Consider the following 18,580-nt stretch of genomic DNA (forward strand, 5'->3'; position numbering starts at 1 on the left):
TCCCTAAAGTCTTGGGAGCCATGTGCCCAAGCTTCTTGCGATGCAGCGCCCGGGGCCTTAAAAGCAAGCGTTTCCCTGACATGACTGGTCGTGGCCCGAAAAGGGTGATCCACGACGCCTGCATAGGAGCTGATGATGTCCTTTCTCGCCGCTGCGCTCGACCGTGTGAAGCCGTCCGCGACCATCGCGGTCACGGACAAAGCGCGCGTCCTCAAAGCGGCGGGGCGCAACGTCATCGGGCTGGGCGCCGGCGAGCCGGATTTCGACACGCCCGACAACATCAAGCAGGCCGCGATCAAGGCGATCCAGGACGGCAAAACCAAGTATACCGCGGTCGACGGCATCCCCGAGCTGAAGGAAGCCATCATCGGCAAGTTCCAGCGCGAGAACGGCCTGACCTACAAGCCGAACCAGGTGATCGTCGGCGTCGGCGGCAAGCAGGTGCTGTACAATGCGCTGATGGCGACCATCAATCCCGGCGACCAGGTGATCATCCCGGCGCCGTACTGGGTCAGCTATCCGGAAATGGTCGCGCTTGCCGGTGGTGAGCCGGTGCCGGTGGTCTGCACTGCCGCCCATGGCTTCAAGCTGCAGCCGGAGGCGCTGGAGAAGGCGATCACGCCGAAGACCAAATGGCTGATCCTGTGCTCGCCGTCGAACCCGACGGGCGCGGCCTACACCAAGGCCGAGCTGAAGGCGCTCACCGAGGTGCTGGTCAAGCATCCGCATGTCTGGATCATGACCGACGACATGTATGAGCACCTCGTCTATGACGACTTCGTGTTCACCACGCCGGCGCAGGTCGAGCCGTCACTGTACGACCGCACGCTGACCGTGAACGGCGTCTCCAAGGCCTATTGCATGACCGGCTGGCGCATCGGATATGCCGGCGGCCCAGCGCACCTGATCAAGGCGATGGCGACGATCCAGTCGCAGTCGACCTCCAACCCGTGCTCGATCGCGCAATGGGCTGCCGTCGAAGCCTTGAATGGTCCGCAGGACTTCATCCCGGCCAACAACAAGGTCTTCAAGGAGCGCCGCGATCTCGTGGTGTCGATGCTGAACCAGGCCAGCGGCATCGAATGCCCGCGCCCCGAGGGCGCGTTCTACGTCTATCCGTCCTGCGCCGGCACGATCGGCAAGACCGCGCCGTCGGGCAAGGTGATCGACAATGACGAGGCCTTCGTCACTGAGCTGCTGGAGACCGAGGGCGTCGCTGTCGTGCACGGCTCGGCGTTCGGCCTCGGCCCGGCATTCCGCATCTCCTACGCGACCAAGACCTCCGACCTCGAGGACGCCTGCAAGCGCATCCAGCGCTTCTGCGGCAATTTGAGGTAATCGGGCAACAGCGACCTTTGAATCTCTAAAGGTCAATTTCCGCACAGAAAGGCGCCATGTTTTGAACATGGCGCCTTTCTTTTGTCCGGGATCAAGTTGCGTGGCGTAAGGTTGGAGTTCGATGCGGCTGCTTGTGCTGTCGATCGTGGCGATGGTGATGCTCGTGCCGCTCGCGCAGGCCCATCAGGGCCGCCCGATGCGTGCGGGGGTTCTGGAGTGCGAGGGCCGCCGGACGGCCGGCAAGCTCGTGATGTCACAGGCCCGTCTGCGCTGCGTCTTCCGCAGCCAGGGCCGCGCGCCGGAGCGTTATGTCGCCAAGGTCCGCCGCTACGGTCTCGATCTCGGACTGACGGATCAGACCCGGATGGCGTGGGCGGTGTACGCGCCGGTCAACGATTTCGGCCGCAGCGAGCTGCGCGGGCGCTATGGCGGATTGTCGGCCAACGCTGCCGCGCTGGTCGGCTTCGGCGGCAGCTTCCTGGTGCGCGACACCGATCGCGCCACCCAGCTGCAGCCGATCAGCCTGCAGGGGCAGACCGGCATGAACCTCGCCGCGGGAATCACCGAGGTCGAGCTAGTGCCGCTGCTGCCGATCCATCCGAGCCCGAGCCAGCCCTCGTCCTACTTCTCGCGCTACTATCGCTGAGCACGGCGACAATGCCTCGCAGCCGCGCTGTGCGAGAGCGTGCTTCGTTCAGCCAGATGAACGGCGCGCCGCTTCTGGTGCGGCTGTAAGCCTTGTGGCATAGATGTGATGGCTCGTGATCATCAGTCCCGATCACCGAGCGCCGCATCACATGTTCATTTCAGCCGGAGTTTTATTCATGCGCTCGACCATCCTCGCCGGGCTCACCGCTGCGGCCGTCCTCTGCATCGGCGGCGCTGCCCAGGCGCAAGATCGCGTGCGGGTCGGCGTCCTCGAATGCCGCGGCGGCGCCAGCGTCGGCTTCATCGTCGGCTCGGTCACCCATCTCGGCTGCGTGCTGCGCGCCGACGGGCTGCCGGAGGATCGTTACGTCGCGACCATCCGCAAGGTCGGCCTCGATCTCGGCATCACCCAGGAATCGCTGCTGGCCTGGGTGGTCTATGCGCCGGTCGCGCGGCTCGGGCCGGGCGATCTCTCCGGCGATTATGCCGGTGCGCAGGGTTCGGCCGCGGTCGGCGTCGGTGTCGGCGGCAACGTGCTGGTCGGCGGCTCCGCCAACTCGATCGCGCTGCAGCCGCTCAGCGTCCAGGGCCAGGTCGGTATCAGCGTCGCGGCGGGGCTGCAAAGCCTCGAATTGCGCCCGGGTCGGTGATCTTCCCTTTGCCGTGAACAGCGCTCTTCCCGCCATCGTGCGGGAAGACGGTGGGATCCCCCGCACTGCAGCAACGTTTTTCGCAGGCCGCCTGCTTGCCAAAGCGGCAGCCGAGGCAGAGCATTCGGCTTTGCCGACCCAATCAAGGGCCGAGCTCCACAACGAGGAGGCGGCGAATGGGACAAGACCTGAGAAGTCCCCGAGGTCCACGGTGCATCGCGCTGGTGGGCCCTTTCCAAAGCGGTAAAACCACTCTCTTGGAGGCGATCCTGGCGCGGACGGGCGCGATCGCGCGCGCGGGCAGCGTCGACGCCGGCACATCCGTCGGCGATGCCAGCCCGGAGGCGCGCCAGCACAAGATGAGCGTCGCCATGACGGCGGCGACCACGACCTTCATGGGCGACAGCTACACCTTCCTCGATTGTCCCGGCTCGATCGAGTTCATCCACGACATGCGCGCCGCGCTGCCGGCGGTCGATGCCGCCATCGTGGTCTGCGAGGCCGATGAGAAGAAGCTGCCGCAATTGCAGATCATCCTGCGCGAGCTCGAGGAGCTGCGCATCCCGCGCTTCCTGTTCCTCAACAAGATCGACCGCGCCAATGCACGTGTCAGGGAGACGCTCGCGACCTTGCAGCCGGCCTCGCGCGTGCCGCTGGTGCTGCGCCAGATCCCGATCTGGAACGGCGAGCTGATCGAGGGCTTCGTCGACCTCGCATTGGAGCGCGCCTTCATCTATCGCGAGCACAAGGCGTCGGAAGTCATCGCGCTCGAAGGCGGCGATCTCGACCGTGAGAAGGAGGCGCGCTTCTCGATGCTGGAGAAGCTCGCCGATCACGACGATTCGCTGATGGAGCAGCTGCTGGAGGACATCCCGCCGCCGCGCGACGCCGTGTTCGATGATCTCGCGCGCGAATTGCGCGAGGGACTGATCTGCCCGGTGCTGCTGGGCTCGGCGCTGCGCGAGAACGGCGTGCTGCGGCTGATGAAGGCGCTGCGCCACGAGGCGCCCGGAATCGCCGAGACCGCGCGGCGGCTCGGTGTGAAGGACACCAAGGAGGCGCTCGGCTATGTCTTCAAGACGCTGCATCTGCAGCATGGCGGCAAGCTGTCATTGACGCGGGTGCTGTCCGGCCATCTCGACGACGGCGCGACGCTGCATGCCGCCTCGGGCGAGGCGGCGCGCGTGTCCGGCATCCTGGCTGCCACCGGCGCCTATGACAGCAAGCGCGCGGGCGCCGAGGCCGGGGACACGGTGGCGCTCGGCAAGCTCGATGCGGTCAAGACCGGCGATACGGTTGCGACCGGCAAGACGGCGCCACCGCCGCTGGCAAAGGTGGAGGCGTGCCCGCCGGTGCTGGCGCTCTCGATCGCCGCCGTGGACCGCAAGGACGACGTCAAGCTCGGCCAGGCCTTGCAGCGGCTGCATGAGGAGGATCCGTCGCTGACCATGGTGCAGAACCCGCGCACCCACGACACCGTGCTGTGGGGGCAGGGCGAGATGCATCTGCGCGTCGCGCTGGAGCGGCTGCGCGACCGTTTCGGCGTCAACGTCAAATCGCACCAGCCCGCGATCGGCTATCAGGAGACCATCCGCAAGCCGATCACGCAGCGCGGCCGCCACAAGAAGCAGTCCGGCGGGCACGGCCAGTTCGGCGACGTCGTGCTCGACATCAAGCCGCTGCCGCGCGGCGAAGGCTTCCGCTTCGCCGAGAAGGTGGTCGGCGGCGCGGTGCCGCGCAACTACATCCCGGCGGTGGAGGAGGGCGTCGTCGACGCAATGGCCCGCGGCCCCCTGGGCTTTCCGGTGATCGACGTCGAGGTGACGCTCACCGACGGCTCCTATCACAGCGTTGATTCGTCCGACCTCGCGTTCCGCACCGCGGCGCGGGCCGGCGTCGGCGAAGGCCTGCCGCAATGCGCGCCGGTGCTGCTGGAGCCGATCCACACCGTCGAGATCGTCTGCCCGACGGAAGCGACCGCCAGGATCAACGCGATCCTGTCGGCGCGGCGCGGCCAGATCCTGTCCTTCGATACCCGTGACGGCTGGCCGGGCTGGGACTGCGTGCGGGCGATGATGCCGGAGGCGGAGATCGGCGAGTTGATCGTCGAATTGCGCTCGGCCACGGCCGGCGCCGGCAGCTTCACCCGCCAGTTCGACCATATGGCCGAGGTGACCGGCCGCGCCGCCGATCACATCATCGCCTCGCATCGCGACGCCGCCTGAGCCGAACGCTTCGCGCCGAACAGCACCGGCCCGTCATCCTCGCTCGGGATGGCGGGCCGGATCGCGTCATGGCCGTCGCTCGCGCGCGCAGGGGACGGACGGCGAGGGCCGGCTTCCAGCTTGCGTCCGAGATCAGTTTATGATGTATTTTACATCATTGTCTTTGTCTCAGACATCATTTATGGTGTCTGCCACGTGAGGCCATCGTGATCACGTCGTTCCAGATGCGGGCAGCGCGAGCGCTGCTCGGGATAGATCAGAGAACCTTGGCCGAGCTGGCCGGCGTGTCGCTGCCGACGATCCAGCGGATGGAAGCCTCCACGGGCAACGTCCGCGGCGTGGTGGACTCGCTGACCAAGGTCGTCGATGCGCTCAATCGTGCGGGCGTGGATCTGATCGGTGAGCATTCCCGCAGTGAGAATGGCGGGCGTGGTGTTCGCCTGAAGGACCCGGGGCCGCCTCGCCGCATGGGCCGTCAAACTGACATTGTGCGCGATGACGCGAGCTAGGCTCATCGCGCGCCACGGGGCTCCTGAGCGCTTCGTGTGGGACGCATCGTCGGCTGCGCCGCGGTCCGATGAGGCGACGGGAGCGTGGTCGGCATGAGCATCGCAAACGAACACCGTTCGCACGGGCGGGTCGGACATCATGAGCCGACCTTCGCCGAGCTTTATTCCCCCAAGCTCCTGACGGTCTTGCGCGAGGGCTACGGCCTCAGCGACTTTCGTGCCGACGCGCTGGCGGGCCTGACGGTAGCGATCGTGGCGCTGCCGCTGTCGATGGCGATCGCGATCGCCTCCGGTGTCTCGCCGGGGCGCGGCCTCTACACCGCCGTGGTCGGCGGCTTCCTGGTTTCGCTGCTCGGGGGCAGCCGCTTTCAGATCGGCGGTCCCGCGGGTGCCTTCATCGTGCTGGTCGCTGCGACGGTCGATCGCCAGGGTCTCGATGGCCTGCTGATCGCGGCGATGATGTCCGGCGTGATGCTGGTGATCGCCGGATATCTGCGGCTCGGCACCTACATCAAGTTCATTCCCTATCCGGTCACGGTCGGCTTCACCGCGGGCATCGCCGTCATCATCTTTGCCAGCCAGCTGAAGGATCTGTTCGGTATCACGCTTGCGGGCAAGGAGCCGGGCGAGCTGATTCCGAAGCTCGCGGCGCTCGCGCATGGTGCGCCGACCGCGACCATGCCTGCGGTCGCGACGGCCGCGTTGTCGATCGCGATCATCGTCGGCCTCAAGCATCTGCGGCCGACCTGGCCCGGCATCCTGATCGCGGTCGTGGTCGCCGCCATCATCACCTACGCGTTGCAGCTTCCCGTCGAGACCATCGGCACCCGCTTCGGCGGCATCCCGCGCGAGCTGCCGGCACCGGCGCTGCCGGCGTTTTCGCTTGCCAAGATCCAGGCGGTGTTTCCCGATGCGATTGCCTTCACGCTGCTCGGGGCGATCGAGTCGCTGCTCTCGGCCGTGGTCGCCGACGGCATGACCGGCCGCCGCCATCGCTCCAACTGCGAGCTGGTGGCGCAGGGCTTTGCCAATATCGGCTCGGCCTTGTTCGGCGGCATCTGCGTCACCGGAACCATCGCGCGCACCGCGACCAACGTCCGCGCCGGCGCGCGCGGGCCGGTGTCGGGCATGCTGCATTCGCTGTTTCTTTTGGTGTTCATGCTGATCGCAGCGCCGCTGGCGAGCTACATCCCGCTGTCGGCGCTTGCCGCGGTGCTCGTCGTTGTCGCCTGGAACATGGCGGAGAAGCACGAGTTCGCCACCCTGATCCGATCGTCCTGGGGCGATGCCACGGTGCTGCTCGCAACCTTCGGGCTCACGATCTTCCGCGATCTCACCGAGGGCATCCTGGTCGGCTTCGCGCTCGGCGCCGTGCTGTTCATCAACCGCATGGCGCAGATGACCGGCGTCGAGGGCGGGTCGCCTCTGGCCGCAAAGGACCGCGCCGACTTCGAGGATGAGGCGCGGGTGCCGTACAATCCGAAGCTCAGCGCCGACAAGGACGTGCTGGTCTATCGCATCACCGGCGCGTTCTTCTTCGGCGCCGCCTCGACCGTCGGCACCGTGCTCGACTCGATCGCCGACCGCCGCAAGGCCTTCGTGGTCGACTTCGCAGCGGTGCCGTTCCTGGATTCGACAGCCGCCAACGCCATGAGCCGCGTCGCCGCCAAGGCCAGGCGCCAGGGCATCCGCCTGTTCATCACCGGCGCATCACCGACCGTGCGCCGGGCGCTGCTGACCCACGGCGTGCGGCCGCCGCTGGTGCGCTTCCGCGAGACCATCGAGCGCGCGGTCGCCGACATCAAGGGCAAGGAGACGCCGCAGGAGGACATCTCCGACGGGCTGGCGGCGAGCTGAGTCCGGCCTCGCGCGCCGGTCTCCACCGAGGCGCACCGACGGCCGGCTTCGTCGTCGCGGCCGGTTCGACCGGCCCGCAGCATTGACTCCGGCCGGAGCTTGTCCGATGTCACGGCCATGACCGTCGCCGCCAAACCCCGCGCCGCGTGCCTGATCGGCTGGCCTGCCGCGCATTCGCGCTCGCCCCTGATCCATCATCATTGGCTGCATGAGCTCGGCATTGCCGGCGGCTACACCATCGAGGCGGTGCCGCCGGAAGAGCTTGCGGATTTCGTCACGCATCTCGACCGCCGCGGCTTCGTCGGCGCCAATGTCACCATTCCGCACAAGGAGCGCGTGCTGGAGCTGACCGAGCCGGACGCGCGCGCCCGTGCCGTCGGCGCCGCGAATACGTTGTGGTACGAGGACCGCATCCTGCGGGCCACCAACACCGACGTCGAAGGCTTTATCGGCAACCTGGATGCCGCCGCCCCGGGCTGGGACCGCACCGACGAGGCGCTGGTGCTCGGCTCTGGCGGCTCGGCGCGGGCCGTCGTGTTCGGTCTGCTCGAGCGCGGCATCGGCCGCGTCCATGTGGTCAACCGCACCGCTGCGCGCGCGCAGGCGCTGGCCGATCAGTTCGGCGACCGGGTCGTTGCCGAAGGCTGGGATCGCGTCGGCGCGCTGCTGCCGCGCGCGGGCCTGTTCGTGAACACCACCTCGCTCGGCATGCACGGCCAGCCGCCGCTCGAGCTCGACGTCGATCTGCTGTCGCCGCACGCCGTGGTCGCCGACCTCGTCTACGTGCCACTGGAGACGCGATTGCTCGGCGCCGCGCGATCGCGGGGCCTGCGCACCGCCGATGGGCTCGGCATGCTGCTGCACCAGGCGGTGCGCGGCTTCGAATTGTGGTTCCACCGCCGCCCCCAGGTCACGCCCGAACTGCGCGCGTTGGTCGAGGCTGATCTCACAAGGGCTTGAATGTGGAATGAGCGGCCCTCTCCGGCGTTTCACTCGTCAGATGCCCGCGTCTCCGATACGAGCGCGGAACGCGTCTCTCGAGCCCTCGGAGTTTTCAGCATGTCTGCCCGTCTCGTTCTGATCCGTCCGGTCGCCGCGCTCGCAATGGTTGCGGCGGCGTCGCTGACCGCCATCGCGCAGCAGGCGCCAGTGCCGACGCGCGTGCGCGGCGCCATCGAAAGCGTCGACGCCGATACCATGACGGTGAAAGCCCGCAGCGGCGAGATCTTCAAGCTGCGCATGGCCGGTGATCTGCGCGTCTCGGGTGTCGTCAAGGCGCAGCTTTCCGACATCAAGCTGGGCTCGTTCATCGGCGCCACCACGGTGCCCGGTCCGGACGGCGCGCCGAAGGCGGTCGAGATCCACATTTTTCCCGAGGACATGCGCGGCACGGGCGAAGGCTCGCGGTCGTGGGACCTGAAGCCGAACTCGAGCATGACCAACGCCACCGTATCCGAAAGCTCGGTCTCGACCGACGGCCATACGTTGCTGGTCAAGTACAAGGGCGGCGAGAAGCGCGTCGACATCGCGCCGGACACGCCGATCGTGACCTTCGTGCCCGGCGACAAGTCCGAGCTGAAAGCCGGCGCCAAGGTGATCGCGATCGTCAAGCCGTTGCCTGACGGTTCGCTCGAGACCAGCCGCGTCAGCGTCGGCCGCGACGGGCTGACGCCGCCGATGTAGGCGGCGCCGCGAGCACGGTGCGCTCCCTCTCCCCGTTCTTTACGGGGAGAGGGGCAGCGGCACGGGTGGTGCAGCTAATAGCAGCGAACTGATGTTCTGACGGCCTGGCAAATGCCTGTGAGTACGTCCCTTCCATTGCAACGGAAGTTGGAGGCGTTGTGCCCGCCCGATGGACTGATCGGAGCTTCGTCGGTGCCATGCCCCCCACCCGGATTGCTGCGCAATCCGACCTCACCCCGCAAAGAGCGGGGAGAGGTTGCACCGTCAGCGCCGACAGGGATTGCCTAACAACTTAGACCCTCGACCCAACTCCGCCTAATCCGCCAGCACCTTGCGGTCGATCTCGGCCACCGTGTTGACGCCGCACAGGCCCATCGTCGTCAAGAGCTCGTTGCGGATGATGTCGATGGCCTTGGCGACGCCGGCCTGGCCGCCGGCGCCGAGGCCGTAGGCATAGGCGCGGCCGAGCATGCAGGATTTGGCACCGAGCGCGAGCGCACGCATCACGTCCTGGCCGGAGCGGATGCCGCCATCGAACATGATCTCGATCTTGTCGCCGACCGCTTCCGCAATGCCGGGCAGCACGTGGATCGAGGACGGCGCGCCGTCGAGCTGGCGGCCGCCGTGGTTGGAGACGACCATCGCCTGCGCGCCGGTCTCGACCGCGAGCTTGGCGTCTTCGATGTCGTGGATGCCCTTGATGATCAGCTTGCCCGGCCAGATCGAGCGGATCCAGTCGACGTCCTTCCAGTTCAGCGAGGTGTCGAACTGCGCCGCGGTCCAGGCCGAGAGCTTGGTCAGGTCCTCGGTGTTCTTCACGTGGCCGGCGATGTTGCCGAACGTCCGGCGCTTGCCCTGCAGCACGCCCTGCACCCAGGCCGGCCTGATCGCGAAATCGAACAGCTTCGACAGCGTCCATTCCGGCGGCACGCTCATGCCGTTCTTGATGTCCTGGTGACGCTGGCCGATCACCTGCAGGTCGACGGTCAGGCATAGTGCGCTGCACTTCGCGGCGATCGCGCGCTCGACCAGGGCCTTAATGAAGCCGCGGTCCTTCATGACGTAGAGTTGGAACCAGAACGGCTTCTCGACGCTAGCAGCGATGTCCTCGATCGAGCAGATCGACATCGTGCTCTGCGTGAACGGGATGCCGGCGGCCTGCGCCGCGCGGCAGGCGTGAATCTCGCCGTCGCCATGCTGCATGCCCAGGAGGCCGACCGGCGCCAGGATCAGCGGCATCGACGCGGGCTCGCCGAGGATCGTCGTCGACAGATCGCGCTTGGACACGTCGACCAGGATGCGCTGGCGGAATTTGATCTTCTGCAGATCGTCGCGGTTGGCGCGCAGCGTCTCCTCGGCATAGGAGCCGCGATCGGCGTAGTCGAAGAAGGCTTTGGGCACGCGGCGCTTGTGCAGCAGGCGCAGGTCTTCAATGCAGGTGACGTGTTTCATCGCGGTCTTCGGCTCCCCACCGGCGTCTCGTTTCTTAAGGCTGGGGCAGTCATCTAGCATCTTTGCGGCGCCTGCCAAATCCAACTTGGGAACCGCAACGGCGTCTGGGCAAGGCAGGGCAAACTGCGCGCGTCACGCAACACGACGTCGGGGCTGCCGGAGCGAGCACATTCCGGCTGCGGCGGGCTCCGGCGGGCGAGCCCTCCGGAGCCGTCAGGTCGAATGAAAAATTAGCCTTAACAACGGCTTACAGAGGCTATGGCGGTTTCGTGGTAATGATTCATCATATTTTTTGAAGCCATCTTAGCCTTAAGGCGACTATAACCCGCGGGCTGACCGGCAGGGCGGCTCCCGTGATTCGCACCCGCCGGTAACGAAATCCAGAAGCCGTTGCTGGGGGTCATATGAGCCGTAACTATTTCGGGACCGATGGGATTCGTGGCCGCGCCAACGGCCTGATCACGCCGGAACTCGCGCTCAAGGTGGGGCAGGCCGCAGGTCTTCTGTTCCAGCGCGGCGAGCACCGCCACCGCGTGGTGATCGGCAAGGATACGCGCCTCTCCGGGTACATGATCGAATACGCCATGGTGGCCGGCTTCACCTCGGTCGGCATGGACGTGCTGCTGGTCGGCCCGATGCCGACGCCGGCGGTCGCGATGCTCACCAAGTCGATGCGCGCCGATCTCGGCGTCATGATCTCAGCTTCGCACAATCTGTTCGAGGACAACGGCATCAAGCTGTTCGGGCCGCAGGGTTTCAAGCTGTCCGACGATGTCGAGAGGCAGATCGAGCAACTGCTCGATGAATCGCTCGACAAGAAGCTGGCGCAGAGCGCGAGCCTCGGCCGCGCCCGCCGCATCGACGGCGTGCACGATCGCTACATCGAATTCGCCAAGCGCACCCTGCCGCGCGACCTCTCGCTCGACGGCCTGCGCGTCGTGGTCGATTGCGCCAACGGCGCGGCCTACAAGGTCGTGCCCGAGGCGCTGTGGGAGCTCGGCGCCGACGTGATCTCGATCGGGGTCGATCCGGACGGCTTCAACATCAACAAGGAATGCGGTTCGACCTCGCCGGAGGCGCTGTGCCGCAAGGTGCGTGAGATGCGCGCCGACATCGGCATCGCGCTCGACGGCGACGCGGATCGCGTGATCCTGGTCGATGAGCGCGGCCACATCGTCGATGGCGACCAGCTGCTCGCGGTCATCGCGCAGAGCTGGAAGGAGGACGGCCGCCTGGCGCGCGCCGGTATCGTCGCGACCGTGATGTCCAATCTCGGTCTCGAGCGCTTCCTGCAGGGGCAGGGGCTCGAACTGGTGCGCACGCCGGTCGGCGACCGCTACGTTCTCGAGCGCATGCTGGCCGACGGCTACAATCTCGGCGGCGAGCAGTCGGGCCATATCATTCTCTCGGACTACGCGACCACGGGGGACGGCTTCGTCGCCGCGCTGCAGGTGCTGGCGACGGTGCAGAGGCTGCGCCGTCCGGTGTCCGAGGTCTGCCACCGCTTCGATCCGCTGCCGCAGATCCTCAAGAATGTGCGCTATCGCAGCGGCAAGCCGCTCGACGCGGACGAGGTGAAGTCGGCGATCGATACCGGACAGAAGCGCCTCAACGGCCATGGCCGACTGCTCGTGCGCTCCTCCGGGACCGAGCCGGTGATCCGCGTGATGGGCGAGGGCGACGACCGCGACCTGGTCGAGGAGGTCGTCGACGAGATCGTGGCCGCGGTGGGCAATGCGGCGGCTGCTGCCGCCTGATCGCCGGCGATCATATTTTCGATTGTGGCCTGTCATCGTCAGATGGCAGGCCTTTTTGCTGGCTCACGATCTTCTCGCGTCCGAGTACGTCGCCAGGATGCTTCTGATCGCGTCGTTCAACCATTTCGTACGGCGGATCGGTATTTGGAAGGCATGGCTTCGCCATGAGCCGGGCCGGTCGACTAATTAGTTCGCATTGCCTGCATCGCCCGGCGCAGCCGCTAACGATCTGTTAGGATGAGTTGTCCGGCCGTTAACGGTTCCCACTCGCTCATGGAAAATCAACCTTAATTATTAGGGTTAAGCGCCGCTTAAGCATTTGGTGCGATTGTAGGGCCGTCAGTTGTGATGTGGGGCCAGGTTCTCGATTGCCTCACCGGCCAAAGGGACGAAGCCAATGCGTAGCGTTATGTCTTTGATCGCCGCCGGAGCGGCCTCTCTGTTTTCCACTCTGGCCTTTGCGGCCGACATGCCCATCATGCCGCCTCCGGTCTACGCGCCGCCGCCGGCGGCCGATTTCGGCGGCTGGTATCTGCGCGGCGACATCGGCTTCAGCAATCAGAAGGTCAAGGACGTTCACTATTCGCGCGAATCCGCCTACACGCCGATGACGTCGTTCAATCAGACCTCGGCGTTCGATACCGCGGGCATCTACGGCGTCGGCGTCGGCTATCGCTTCAACAGCTGGTTCCGCGCCGACGTCACCGGTCAGTATCGCGGCAATTCGAACTTCAAGGCTACCGACCGCTTCAACGCGACGGCGGGCGGCGTGCCCTATAGCGGCATCGACAATTACAGCGGCAGCAAGTCGGAATGGCTGGTGCTCGCCAACGCCTATGTCGATCTCGGCACCTGGTGGTGCGTGACGCCGTTCATCGGCGCGGGCGTCGGCGGTGCGCGGGTGACGGTCTCGAACTTCACCGACACGGGCATCAACAATCTGCCGTTCACGACCACGAGCTTCGCGACGGCGCCGACCTCCTCGAAATGGAATTTCGCGTGGGCGGCCCATGCCGGTCTGGCCTACAACGTCAACCCGAACCTGGTGCTGGAGCTGGCCTACAGCTATGTCGATCTAGGCCAAGGCCAGACCGGCGTCCTGTCCGACTACGTCGGGAACACCACCGGCAACGTATTCAAGTTCAAGGACATCACCTCGCACGACCTGAAGCTCGGCGTGCGCTGGAATTTCGACCAGCCGCCGCCGCCGCCGATGCCGGCCCTGATCCGCAAGGGCTGAATCGAGCGCTCGCCCTCACTGCAAATCGAACGAACGGCGCGGGCGTCCCGCGCCGTTTCGCGTTTCTGATCGGGCGAAGCGCGCGCGTTTTCGCTGAAAGAATTTCCGTGCAGAGCGCTGCGACAACGAATGATTAAGGTTAACGCGCGATGATCGGAACAGAGAGTTCAAGTGCTGATTGGAGCGTTGCGATGCGTAGCCTGGTGGTGGCGGTTTCGGTGTGCGGCATGATCTCCGCGGCCCAGGCCGCGGACTTGTCCGACCTTCCGATCCTGCGCGGCAGCATGACCGAGGGCCTGAACAATTCGCGGGTCAACTGGGACGGCTACTACGTCGGCGTCCAGGGCGGCTATGGCTCGTCCGATGAGAATTTCAACGGCTCGACCAAGAACATGACGGCGGCGGTGCTGGCCAACACGCTGATCGAGAGCCAGATGCAGGTCTCGTCCTGGAACCCGAATCTCGGCAAGCAATCCTCGCGCGCATCGGGCTTCGGCGCCTTCGTCGGCTACAACAGTCAGTGGGACGACGTCGTGCTCGGCGTCGAGGCGAGCTATCTGCACGGCAAATACGGCGGCATGGCCTCTTCGAGCCGCACGCTCGTCAGCACGGCCGCACTGACCGACGGCAACTTCCACGCCGTGACGTCGACGCAGTCCTCGCAGATCTCGATCACCGACATGGCGACGATCCGCGGTCGTGCCGGCTATGCGATGGGCTGCTTCCTGCCCTACGCATTTTTCGGCCTTGCACTCGGCAACGCAGATATCGGCCAGTCCGTGACGGTTCAGGACCGGGTCAGCACGACCTTTCTCGGCACCTACACGCCGCTTGCGCCGCTCAGCGCCAACAACCTTCAGCACAATCACCTGATCTACGGCTACAGCGCCGGTCTCGGCGTCGACGTCAATCTGGTCGGCGGCCTGTTTGCGCGGGCCGAATACGAATACGTCCGCTTCACCTCGACGGTCGACACCAGCATCAATACGGTGCGCGCGGGCCTCGGCTACAAGTTCTGAGCTGATTGCAAGCCTGTCCTGTATGCCGATGTCCATCAGCATCCGTCCTGCGCAGCGCGACGACGTCGCTGCCATTGTCGCCATGCTCGCCGACGATCATCTCGGCCGGGCGCGCGAGCGCCTCGAGCAGCCGTTGCCGCAGTCCTACTACGACGCGTTCGAGACGATCGCGCGGGATGGGAACATCACCCTGATCGTTGCCGAGGAGGCGGGCCGGGTGGTCGGCTGCCTGCAACTCTGCATCCTGCCCGGGCTCAGCTCGCAAGGTGCGTCGCGCGCGCTGGTCGAGGACGTCCGCGTCGCCACCGACCGCCGCAGCCGCGGCATCGGCGAGCAGCTGCTGCAATGGGCGATCGCCGAGGCGCGCAAGCAGCGCTGCAATCTGGTCGAGCTGATGACGCATCAGAGTCGCACCGACGCGCAGCGCTTCTACGGGCGGCTCGGCTTCGCCAAGAGCCATTTCGGCATGGTGATGCGGTTCTGATCAGCGCGGCAGGCGGTAGGCCGCGACGGCGTTCGGGCCGAACGCCTTGTCGCGGATGTCCGAGCCGAGCCGCAGCAGGCACTGCTCCAGCGCCTGCTTGATTTCGCCGTAGCCGCCGGCGAGCAGGCACACCGGCCAGTCCGAGCCGAAGATCAGCCTGTCGGCGCCGAAGCAGCGCGCCACATGTGTCACATAGGGCTGCAGCCGCTCCGCGTCCCAGTCGGTCCAGACGGCTTCCGTGGCGAGCCCCGACACCTTGCACCAGACATTGCCGCAGGCCGCGAGCTCGGCGATGCGATCGGCCCAGTCCTGATCGAAGCCGGTGGCGATCGGCGGCTTGGCCGCGTGGTCCAGCACGAAGCGCGCTCTCGGAAAAGCGCGCACCGTCGCAATCGCCGCCGGCAGCTCGCGCGTGCGCACCAGCAGATCGTAGCTCAAATCGCGGGCGAACACGATGTCGAGGCCGCGCCTGACGTCGCCGCGAAAGATCCATGCCGGGTCGGCCTCGTCATGGACCTGGTGGCGGATGCCGACCAGCCTGTCCCCGCCGGGCAGGCCGCGCAGCCGGTCGATCGTTGGTCCCACCGATGGATCGGTCAGGTCGACCCAGCCGACGACACCGGCGACGAACGGCGTCGCATGGGCAATGCGCAGGAATTCCTCGGTCTCGTCGAGCGACGACCGGGTCTGCACCAGGATGCTGGCGTCGAGACCGTTCTCGGCCAGCAGCGTGGCGAGATCGGCGGGACCGAACGGCCGGCGGATCGGCGCCAGCGCGTCACCGGCCATCCATGGATAGTCGGCGCGACCGGGATCCCAGAAGTGCTGATGCGCATCGATGACGCGGCTCATGGCGCCTCTCCCGGCAGCGGCGCGCGGGCGTCGACCAGGTCGCTGGCGCGCAGGTCGCGCCAGAACGCGGGCGGGATCGGCGCGTGCGCCAGCGCGATGTTGTCGGCCGCCTCCTGCGCATTGCGCGCGCCCTGCAGGCCGACGGTCACCGCGGGATGGGCCAGGCAGAACTGGATCGCGGCCGCCTTGAGCCCGATGCCGTGCTGCCTGCACAGCACATCGAGCTGGCGCGCCCGCGCCACCAGGGCGGCATCGGCATCCTCGTAGTTGAACTTCGCCGGCCCATGAGGGTTGGCGAGGATGCCGCTGTTGTAGATGCCACCGAGAATGATGGCGATGTTCTGCCTCTCGCAGATCGGAAACAGCGCCGTCAGCGCGCCCTGGTCGAGCAGCGTGTAACGGCCCGCCAGGAGAAAGCAGTCGACCGGAACGGCTTCGGCAAAGCGCGCCAGCATCTCGGACTGGTTCATGCCGGCGCCGATCGCCTTGATGCTGCCGTCGTCGCGCAGCCGCTGCAGCGCGCGAAAGGCGCCGGCCACGGCCTCGTCGTAGTGATCGTCGGGATCGTGCACGAGCAGGATGTCGATGCGATCCAGGCCGAGCCGGACCATGCTCTCCTCGACCGAACGCATCACGCCGTCATAGGAGTAGTCGAATTGTGGCCGCAGCGGCGGCGTGCCCTTGTAGTGCGGGTCTTCGCCCGAGGCCGTCGCGTCCGGCCGCAACAGCCGGCCGACCTTGGTCGAGATCACGTAGCTGTCGCGCGGCTGCCGGCGCAAGAACGCGCCGAGCCGCTGCTCGGCGAGGCCGAAGCCGTACAGCGGCGCGGTGTCGTAGAAGCGCACGCCGCGCGACCACGCCGCGGCGATCGTGGCTTCGGCATCGCCATCGCTGACCGGCGCGAACAGGCCGCCGAGCGGCGCCGTGCCGAGGCCGAGACGGGTGATGTCGAGCGAGCTCCTCCCGAGACGGACGCGTTCCATTCTTCTATCCTTGTTGTTCGGCGCGTGCAGATCGCGTCATTGTGCATGGATGCGTTCGACGAAACAATGACGTCGCATGGTGCAGCACAACGAAGAGGAGGGGACGATGTCGGCGATCAATCCACTGACGGCCTTCGGAGTCGTGCTGGCGACGGCGGCGACCGACGCGGTCTACGTGATGTTCACGTCGGCGGTCGTCGCCAAGCGGCGCGTATCGGCCGCGACCTGGAGCTCGATCTGGTACATGCTCTCGTCATTCGCCGTGATCAGCTACACGGAGAACTGGATCTACGTCGCGTTCGCTGCGGTCGGCTCCTGGATCGGCGCCTACGCCTCGATGACCTTCCTGCATCGTCCTCCGGCTGGCCAGTCGCCCGTCGGTGCCGCGCCGGAATGAATTGCATTCGCTTGCATGCCAGCACGACTGCGTGAACGCCGGCGCGAGCGCGCGAAGTTCCTTGACGCGGAACGACCCTTCCCGTAATCACCGGGGCGGGACACCTCCCCCCAACGGGAGGCTTACTATCTGGAAGGATAGACGATGACTGCAGCGAAGCCCTCGCAGCGGCCTGTTGTGCCGCATTTCTCCTCCGGCCCCTGCGCCAAGCGTCCCGGATGGACCTCCGAAAATCTCAAGGACGCTCCCCTCGGCCGCTCGCATCGCGCGAAGGTCGGCAAAGCCAAGCTCAAGCAGGCGATCGAGCTGACGCGCGACGTTCTCGAAGTGCCGGCCGACTACAAGATCGGCATCGTGCCCGCGTCCGACACGGGTGCGGTCGAGATGGCGCTGTGGTCGCTGCTCGGTGCGCGGCCCGTCACCACGATCGCCTGGGAATCGTTCGGCGAGGGCTGGGTCAGCGACATCGTCAAGGAGCTCAAGCTCAAGGATGTCACCAAGCTGCATGCCGGCTATGGCGAGATTCCGGATCTGTCGAAGGTCGATCCGGCCAGCGACGTCGTCTTCACCTGGAACGGCACCACCTCGGGCGTCCGCGTTCCCAACGCCGACTGGATCAGCGCGACGCGTGAAGGCCTGACCATCTGCGATGCGACCTCCGCTGCATTCGCCCAGCCGCTTGACTGGCCGAAGCTCGACGTCGTTACCTTCTCCTGGCAGAAGGCGCTCGGCGGCGAGGCCGCGCATGGCATGCTCATCCTGTCGCCGCGCGCAGTCGAGCGTCTCGAGACCTACAAGCCGGCCTGGCCGCTGCCGAAGATCTTCCGCCTCACCAAGGGCGGCAAGCTCAATGCCGGCATCTTCGAGGGCGAGACCATCAACACGCCGTCGATGCTGTGCGTCGAGGACTATCTGGATGCGCTCACTTGGGGCAAGTCGATCGGCGGCCTGAAGGCGCTGATCGCCCGCGCCGACGCCAACACCAAGGTGCTGGCCGACTGGAAGGCGCGCACGCCCTGGATCGATTTCCTGGCGCAGGATCCCGCGATCCGCTCCAACACCTCGGTGTGCCTCAAGGTCATCGATCCCGCGATCACATCGCTGTCGGCCGATGCCCAGGCGGAGTTCGCCAAGAAGCTGGTGGCGCTGGTCGAGAAGGAAAACGCCGGCTTCGACTTCGCACACTATCGCGATGCGCCGGCTGGCCTGCGCATCTGGTGCGGCGCCACCGTGGAAGCCAGCGACGTCGCGCTGCTGACGCAGTGGATCGACTGGGCGTTCGCCGAGGCCAAGGCCGCGCTGCCGAAGGCCGCCTGAGGCGCTCCGCGTAGGGTGGGCAAAGGCGCAACGCGCGGTGCCCACCAATTATCTCACCTGACGCGAGAGAGCGGTGGGCACGCTCCCGCCTTCGCTCGAAGAGCTACGGCGGGCAAGTCGCTTTGCCCACCCTACGAGCTTTCACCTCATCCCGGCGCATCGCGCCGCC

17 protein-coding genes are annotated in these 18,580 nt (G+C 66.4%); 14 read left to right on the forward strand and 3 right to left on the reverse strand.

Features of this window, described 5'->3' with window-relative positions:
• The first annotated feature begins 135 nt into the window (after positions 1-135).
• The 8 genes from ACQR1H_RS23510 (at position 136) to ACQR1H_RS23545 (ending at position 8,910) form a co-directional block, all read left to right on the forward strand.
• A complete protein-coding gene (locus ACQR1H_RS23510; RefSeq protein WP_315733933.1) occupies positions 136-1,338 on the forward strand; it encodes a pyridoxal phosphate-dependent aminotransferase in 1,203 nt (400 codons plus the stop codon).
• Between the two features lie 121 nt (positions 1,339-1,459).
• Positions 1,460-1,984, forward strand: a complete 525-nt coding sequence (locus ACQR1H_RS23515; RefSeq protein ID WP_315803311.1) for a DUF992 domain-containing protein — start codon at positions 1,460-1,462, stop codon at positions 1,982-1,984.
• 178 nt (positions 1,985-2,162) lie between these two features.
• On the forward strand, positions 2,163-2,636 hold the full coding sequence (locus ACQR1H_RS23520) for a DUF992 domain-containing protein (protein WP_315803312.1): 474 nt from the start codon (positions 2,163-2,165) through the stop codon (positions 2,634-2,636).
• 176 nt (positions 2,637-2,812) lie between these two features.
• Positions 2,813-4,861: an elongation factor G gene (locus tag ACQR1H_RS23525; RefSeq protein ID WP_434908257.1), complete on the forward strand. Its 2,049-nt coding sequence runs from the start codon at positions 2,813-2,815 to the stop codon at positions 4,859-4,861.
• Between the two features lie 206 nt (positions 4,862-5,067).
• Positions 5,068-5,370, forward strand: coding sequence for a helix-turn-helix domain-containing protein (locus tag ACQR1H_RS23530; protein WP_315757334.1), 303 nt, complete (start codon positions 5,068-5,070; stop codon positions 5,368-5,370).
• A gap of 93 nt (positions 5,371-5,463) precedes the next feature.
• Complete coding sequence (locus tag ACQR1H_RS23535; RefSeq protein ID WP_316177611.1) at positions 5,464-7,227, forward strand: SulP family inorganic anion transporter; 1,764 nt, start codon at positions 5,464-5,466, stop codon at positions 7,225-7,227.
• A 117-nt stretch (positions 7,228-7,344) separates the two neighbouring features.
• Positions 7,345-8,187 (forward strand): shikimate dehydrogenase, encoded by an 843-nt coding sequence (locus tag ACQR1H_RS23540; RefSeq protein ID WP_316177613.1) that lies wholly within the window; start codon positions 7,345-7,347, stop codon positions 8,185-8,187.
• A gap of 144 nt (positions 8,188-8,331) precedes the next feature.
• Positions 8,332-8,910: a hypothetical protein gene (locus ACQR1H_RS23545; protein WP_315803494.1), complete on the forward strand. Its 579-nt coding sequence runs from the start codon at positions 8,332-8,334 to the stop codon at positions 8,908-8,910.
• Positions 8,911-9,225: 315 nt separating this feature from the next.
• On the opposite strand, the gene ACQR1H_RS23550 is transcribed toward ACQR1H_RS23545, so the two are convergent.
• The gene (locus ACQR1H_RS23550) at positions 9,226-10,362 is read right to left on the reverse strand and encodes an alpha-hydroxy acid oxidase (RefSeq protein WP_316237586.1); all 1,137 of its coding nucleotides are present in this window, start codon (positions 10,360-10,362) and stop codon (positions 9,226-9,228) included.
• 404 nt (positions 10,363-10,766) lie between these two features.
• Between ACQR1H_RS23550 and glmM the strand changes: the two genes are divergently transcribed.
• From glmM to ACQR1H_RS23570, 4 genes are all read left to right on the forward strand, one after another.
• The gene (glmM, locus tag ACQR1H_RS23555; RefSeq protein WP_315803317.1) at positions 10,767-12,119 is read left to right on the forward strand and encodes a phosphoglucosamine mutase; all 1,353 of its coding nucleotides are present in this window, start codon (positions 10,767-10,769) and stop codon (positions 12,117-12,119) included.
• A gap of 397 nt (positions 12,120-12,516) precedes the next feature.
• Complete coding sequence (locus tag ACQR1H_RS23560; RefSeq protein ID WP_316217483.1) at positions 12,517-13,359, forward strand: outer membrane protein; 843 nt, start codon at positions 12,517-12,519, stop codon at positions 13,357-13,359.
• Between the two features lie 191 nt (positions 13,360-13,550).
• Positions 13,551-14,378 (forward strand): outer membrane protein, encoded by an 828-nt coding sequence (locus tag ACQR1H_RS23565; RefSeq protein ID WP_316237585.1) that lies wholly within the window; start codon positions 13,551-13,553, stop codon positions 14,376-14,378.
• A gap of 28 nt (positions 14,379-14,406) precedes the next feature.
• Positions 14,407-14,862, forward strand: a complete 456-nt coding sequence (locus ACQR1H_RS23570) for a GNAT family N-acetyltransferase (RefSeq protein WP_316177616.1) — start codon at positions 14,407-14,409, stop codon at positions 14,860-14,862.
• Here the strand turns inward: ACQR1H_RS23570 and ACQR1H_RS23575 are convergent, their stop codons facing one another.
• Positions 14,863-15,714, reverse strand: a complete 852-nt coding sequence (locus tag ACQR1H_RS23575; protein ID WP_434908258.1) for an amidohydrolase family protein — start codon at positions 15,712-15,714, stop codon at positions 14,863-14,865.
• Complete coding sequence (locus tag ACQR1H_RS23580; protein WP_434908259.1) at positions 15,711-16,697, reverse strand: aldo/keto reductase; 987 nt, start codon at positions 16,695-16,697, stop codon at positions 15,711-15,713. Before ACQR1H_RS23580 ends, ACQR1H_RS23575 begins: the two co-directional genes overlap by 4 nt.
• 106 nt (positions 16,698-16,803) lie before the next feature.
• On the opposite strand from ACQR1H_RS23580, the gene ACQR1H_RS23585 reads away from it, so the two are divergent.
• The gene (locus tag ACQR1H_RS23585; RefSeq protein WP_315803323.1) at positions 16,804-17,094 is read left to right on the forward strand and encodes a hypothetical protein; all 291 of its coding nucleotides are present in this window, start codon (positions 16,804-16,806) and stop codon (positions 17,092-17,094) included.
• A gap of 144 nt (positions 17,095-17,238) precedes the next feature.
• Positions 17,239-18,411, forward strand: coding sequence for a phosphoserine transaminase (locus tag ACQR1H_RS23590; protein WP_316237581.1), 1,173 nt, complete (start codon positions 17,239-17,241; stop codon positions 18,409-18,411).
• Positions 18,412-18,580: the final 169 nt, after the last annotated feature.

The organism is Bradyrhizobium sp. HKCCYLRH2015 (assembly GCF_051168215.1).
Classification (GTDB): Bacteria; Pseudomonadota; Alphaproteobacteria; order Rhizobiales; family Xanthobacteraceae; genus Bradyrhizobium.

Excerpts from the sequence above, each read along its gene's own strand:
- ACQR1H_RS23570 (WP_316177616.1), top strand. The coding sequence starts at position 14,407 with ATGTCCATCAGCATCCGTCCTGCGCAGCGCGACGACGTCGCTGCCATT.
- ACQR1H_RS23580 (WP_434908259.1), bottom strand. The coding sequence starts at position 16,697 with ATGGAACGCGTCCGTCTCGGGAGGAGCTCGCTCGACATCACCCGTCTC.
- ACQR1H_RS23585 (WP_315803323.1), top strand. The coding sequence starts at position 16,804 with ATGTCGGCGATCAATCCACTGACGGCCTTCGGAGTCGTGCTGGCGACG.
- ACQR1H_RS23520 (WP_315803312.1), top strand. The coding sequence starts at position 2,163 with ATGCGCTCGACCATCCTCGCCGGGCTCACCGCTGCGGCCGTCCTCTGC.
- ACQR1H_RS23515 (WP_315803311.1), top strand. The coding sequence starts at position 1,460 with ATGCGGCTGCTTGTGCTGTCGATCGTGGCGATGGTGATGCTCGTGCCG.
- ACQR1H_RS23510 (WP_315733933.1), top strand. The coding sequence starts at position 136 with ATGTCCTTTCTCGCCGCTGCGCTCGACCGTGTGAAGCCGTCCGCGACC.
- ACQR1H_RS23565 (WP_316237585.1), top strand. The coding sequence starts at position 13,551 with ATGCGTAGCCTGGTGGTGGCGGTTTCGGTGTGCGGCATGATCTCCGCG.
- glmM (WP_315803317.1), top strand. The coding sequence starts at position 10,767 with ATGAGCCGTAACTATTTCGGGACCGATGGGATTCGTGGCCGCGCCAAC.
- ACQR1H_RS23535 (WP_316177611.1), top strand. The coding sequence starts at position 5,464 with ATGAGCATCGCAAACGAACACCGTTCGCACGGGCGGGTCGGACATCAT.
- ACQR1H_RS23525 (WP_434908257.1), top strand. The coding sequence starts at position 2,813 with ATGGGACAAGACCTGAGAAGTCCCCGAGGTCCACGGTGCATCGCGCTG.
- ACQR1H_RS23560 (WP_316217483.1), top strand. The coding sequence starts at position 12,517 with ATGCGTAGCGTTATGTCTTTGATCGCCGCCGGAGCGGCCTCTCTGTTT.
- ACQR1H_RS23575 (WP_434908258.1), bottom strand. The coding sequence starts at position 15,714 with ATGAGCCGCGTCATCGATGCGCATCAGCACTTCTGGGATCCCGGTCGC.
- ACQR1H_RS23550 (WP_316237586.1), bottom strand. The coding sequence starts at position 10,362 with ATGAAACACGTCACCTGCATTGAAGACCTGCGCCTGCTGCACAAGCGC.
- ACQR1H_RS23590 (WP_316237581.1), top strand. The coding sequence starts at position 17,239 with ATGACTGCAGCGAAGCCCTCGCAGCGGCCTGTTGTGCCGCATTTCTCC.
- ACQR1H_RS23540 (WP_316177613.1), top strand. The coding sequence starts at position 7,345 with ATGACCGTCGCCGCCAAACCCCGCGCCGCGTGCCTGATCGGCTGGCCT.
- ACQR1H_RS23545 (WP_315803494.1), top strand. The coding sequence starts at position 8,332 with ATGGTTGCGGCGGCGTCGCTGACCGCCATCGCGCAGCAGGCGCCAGTG.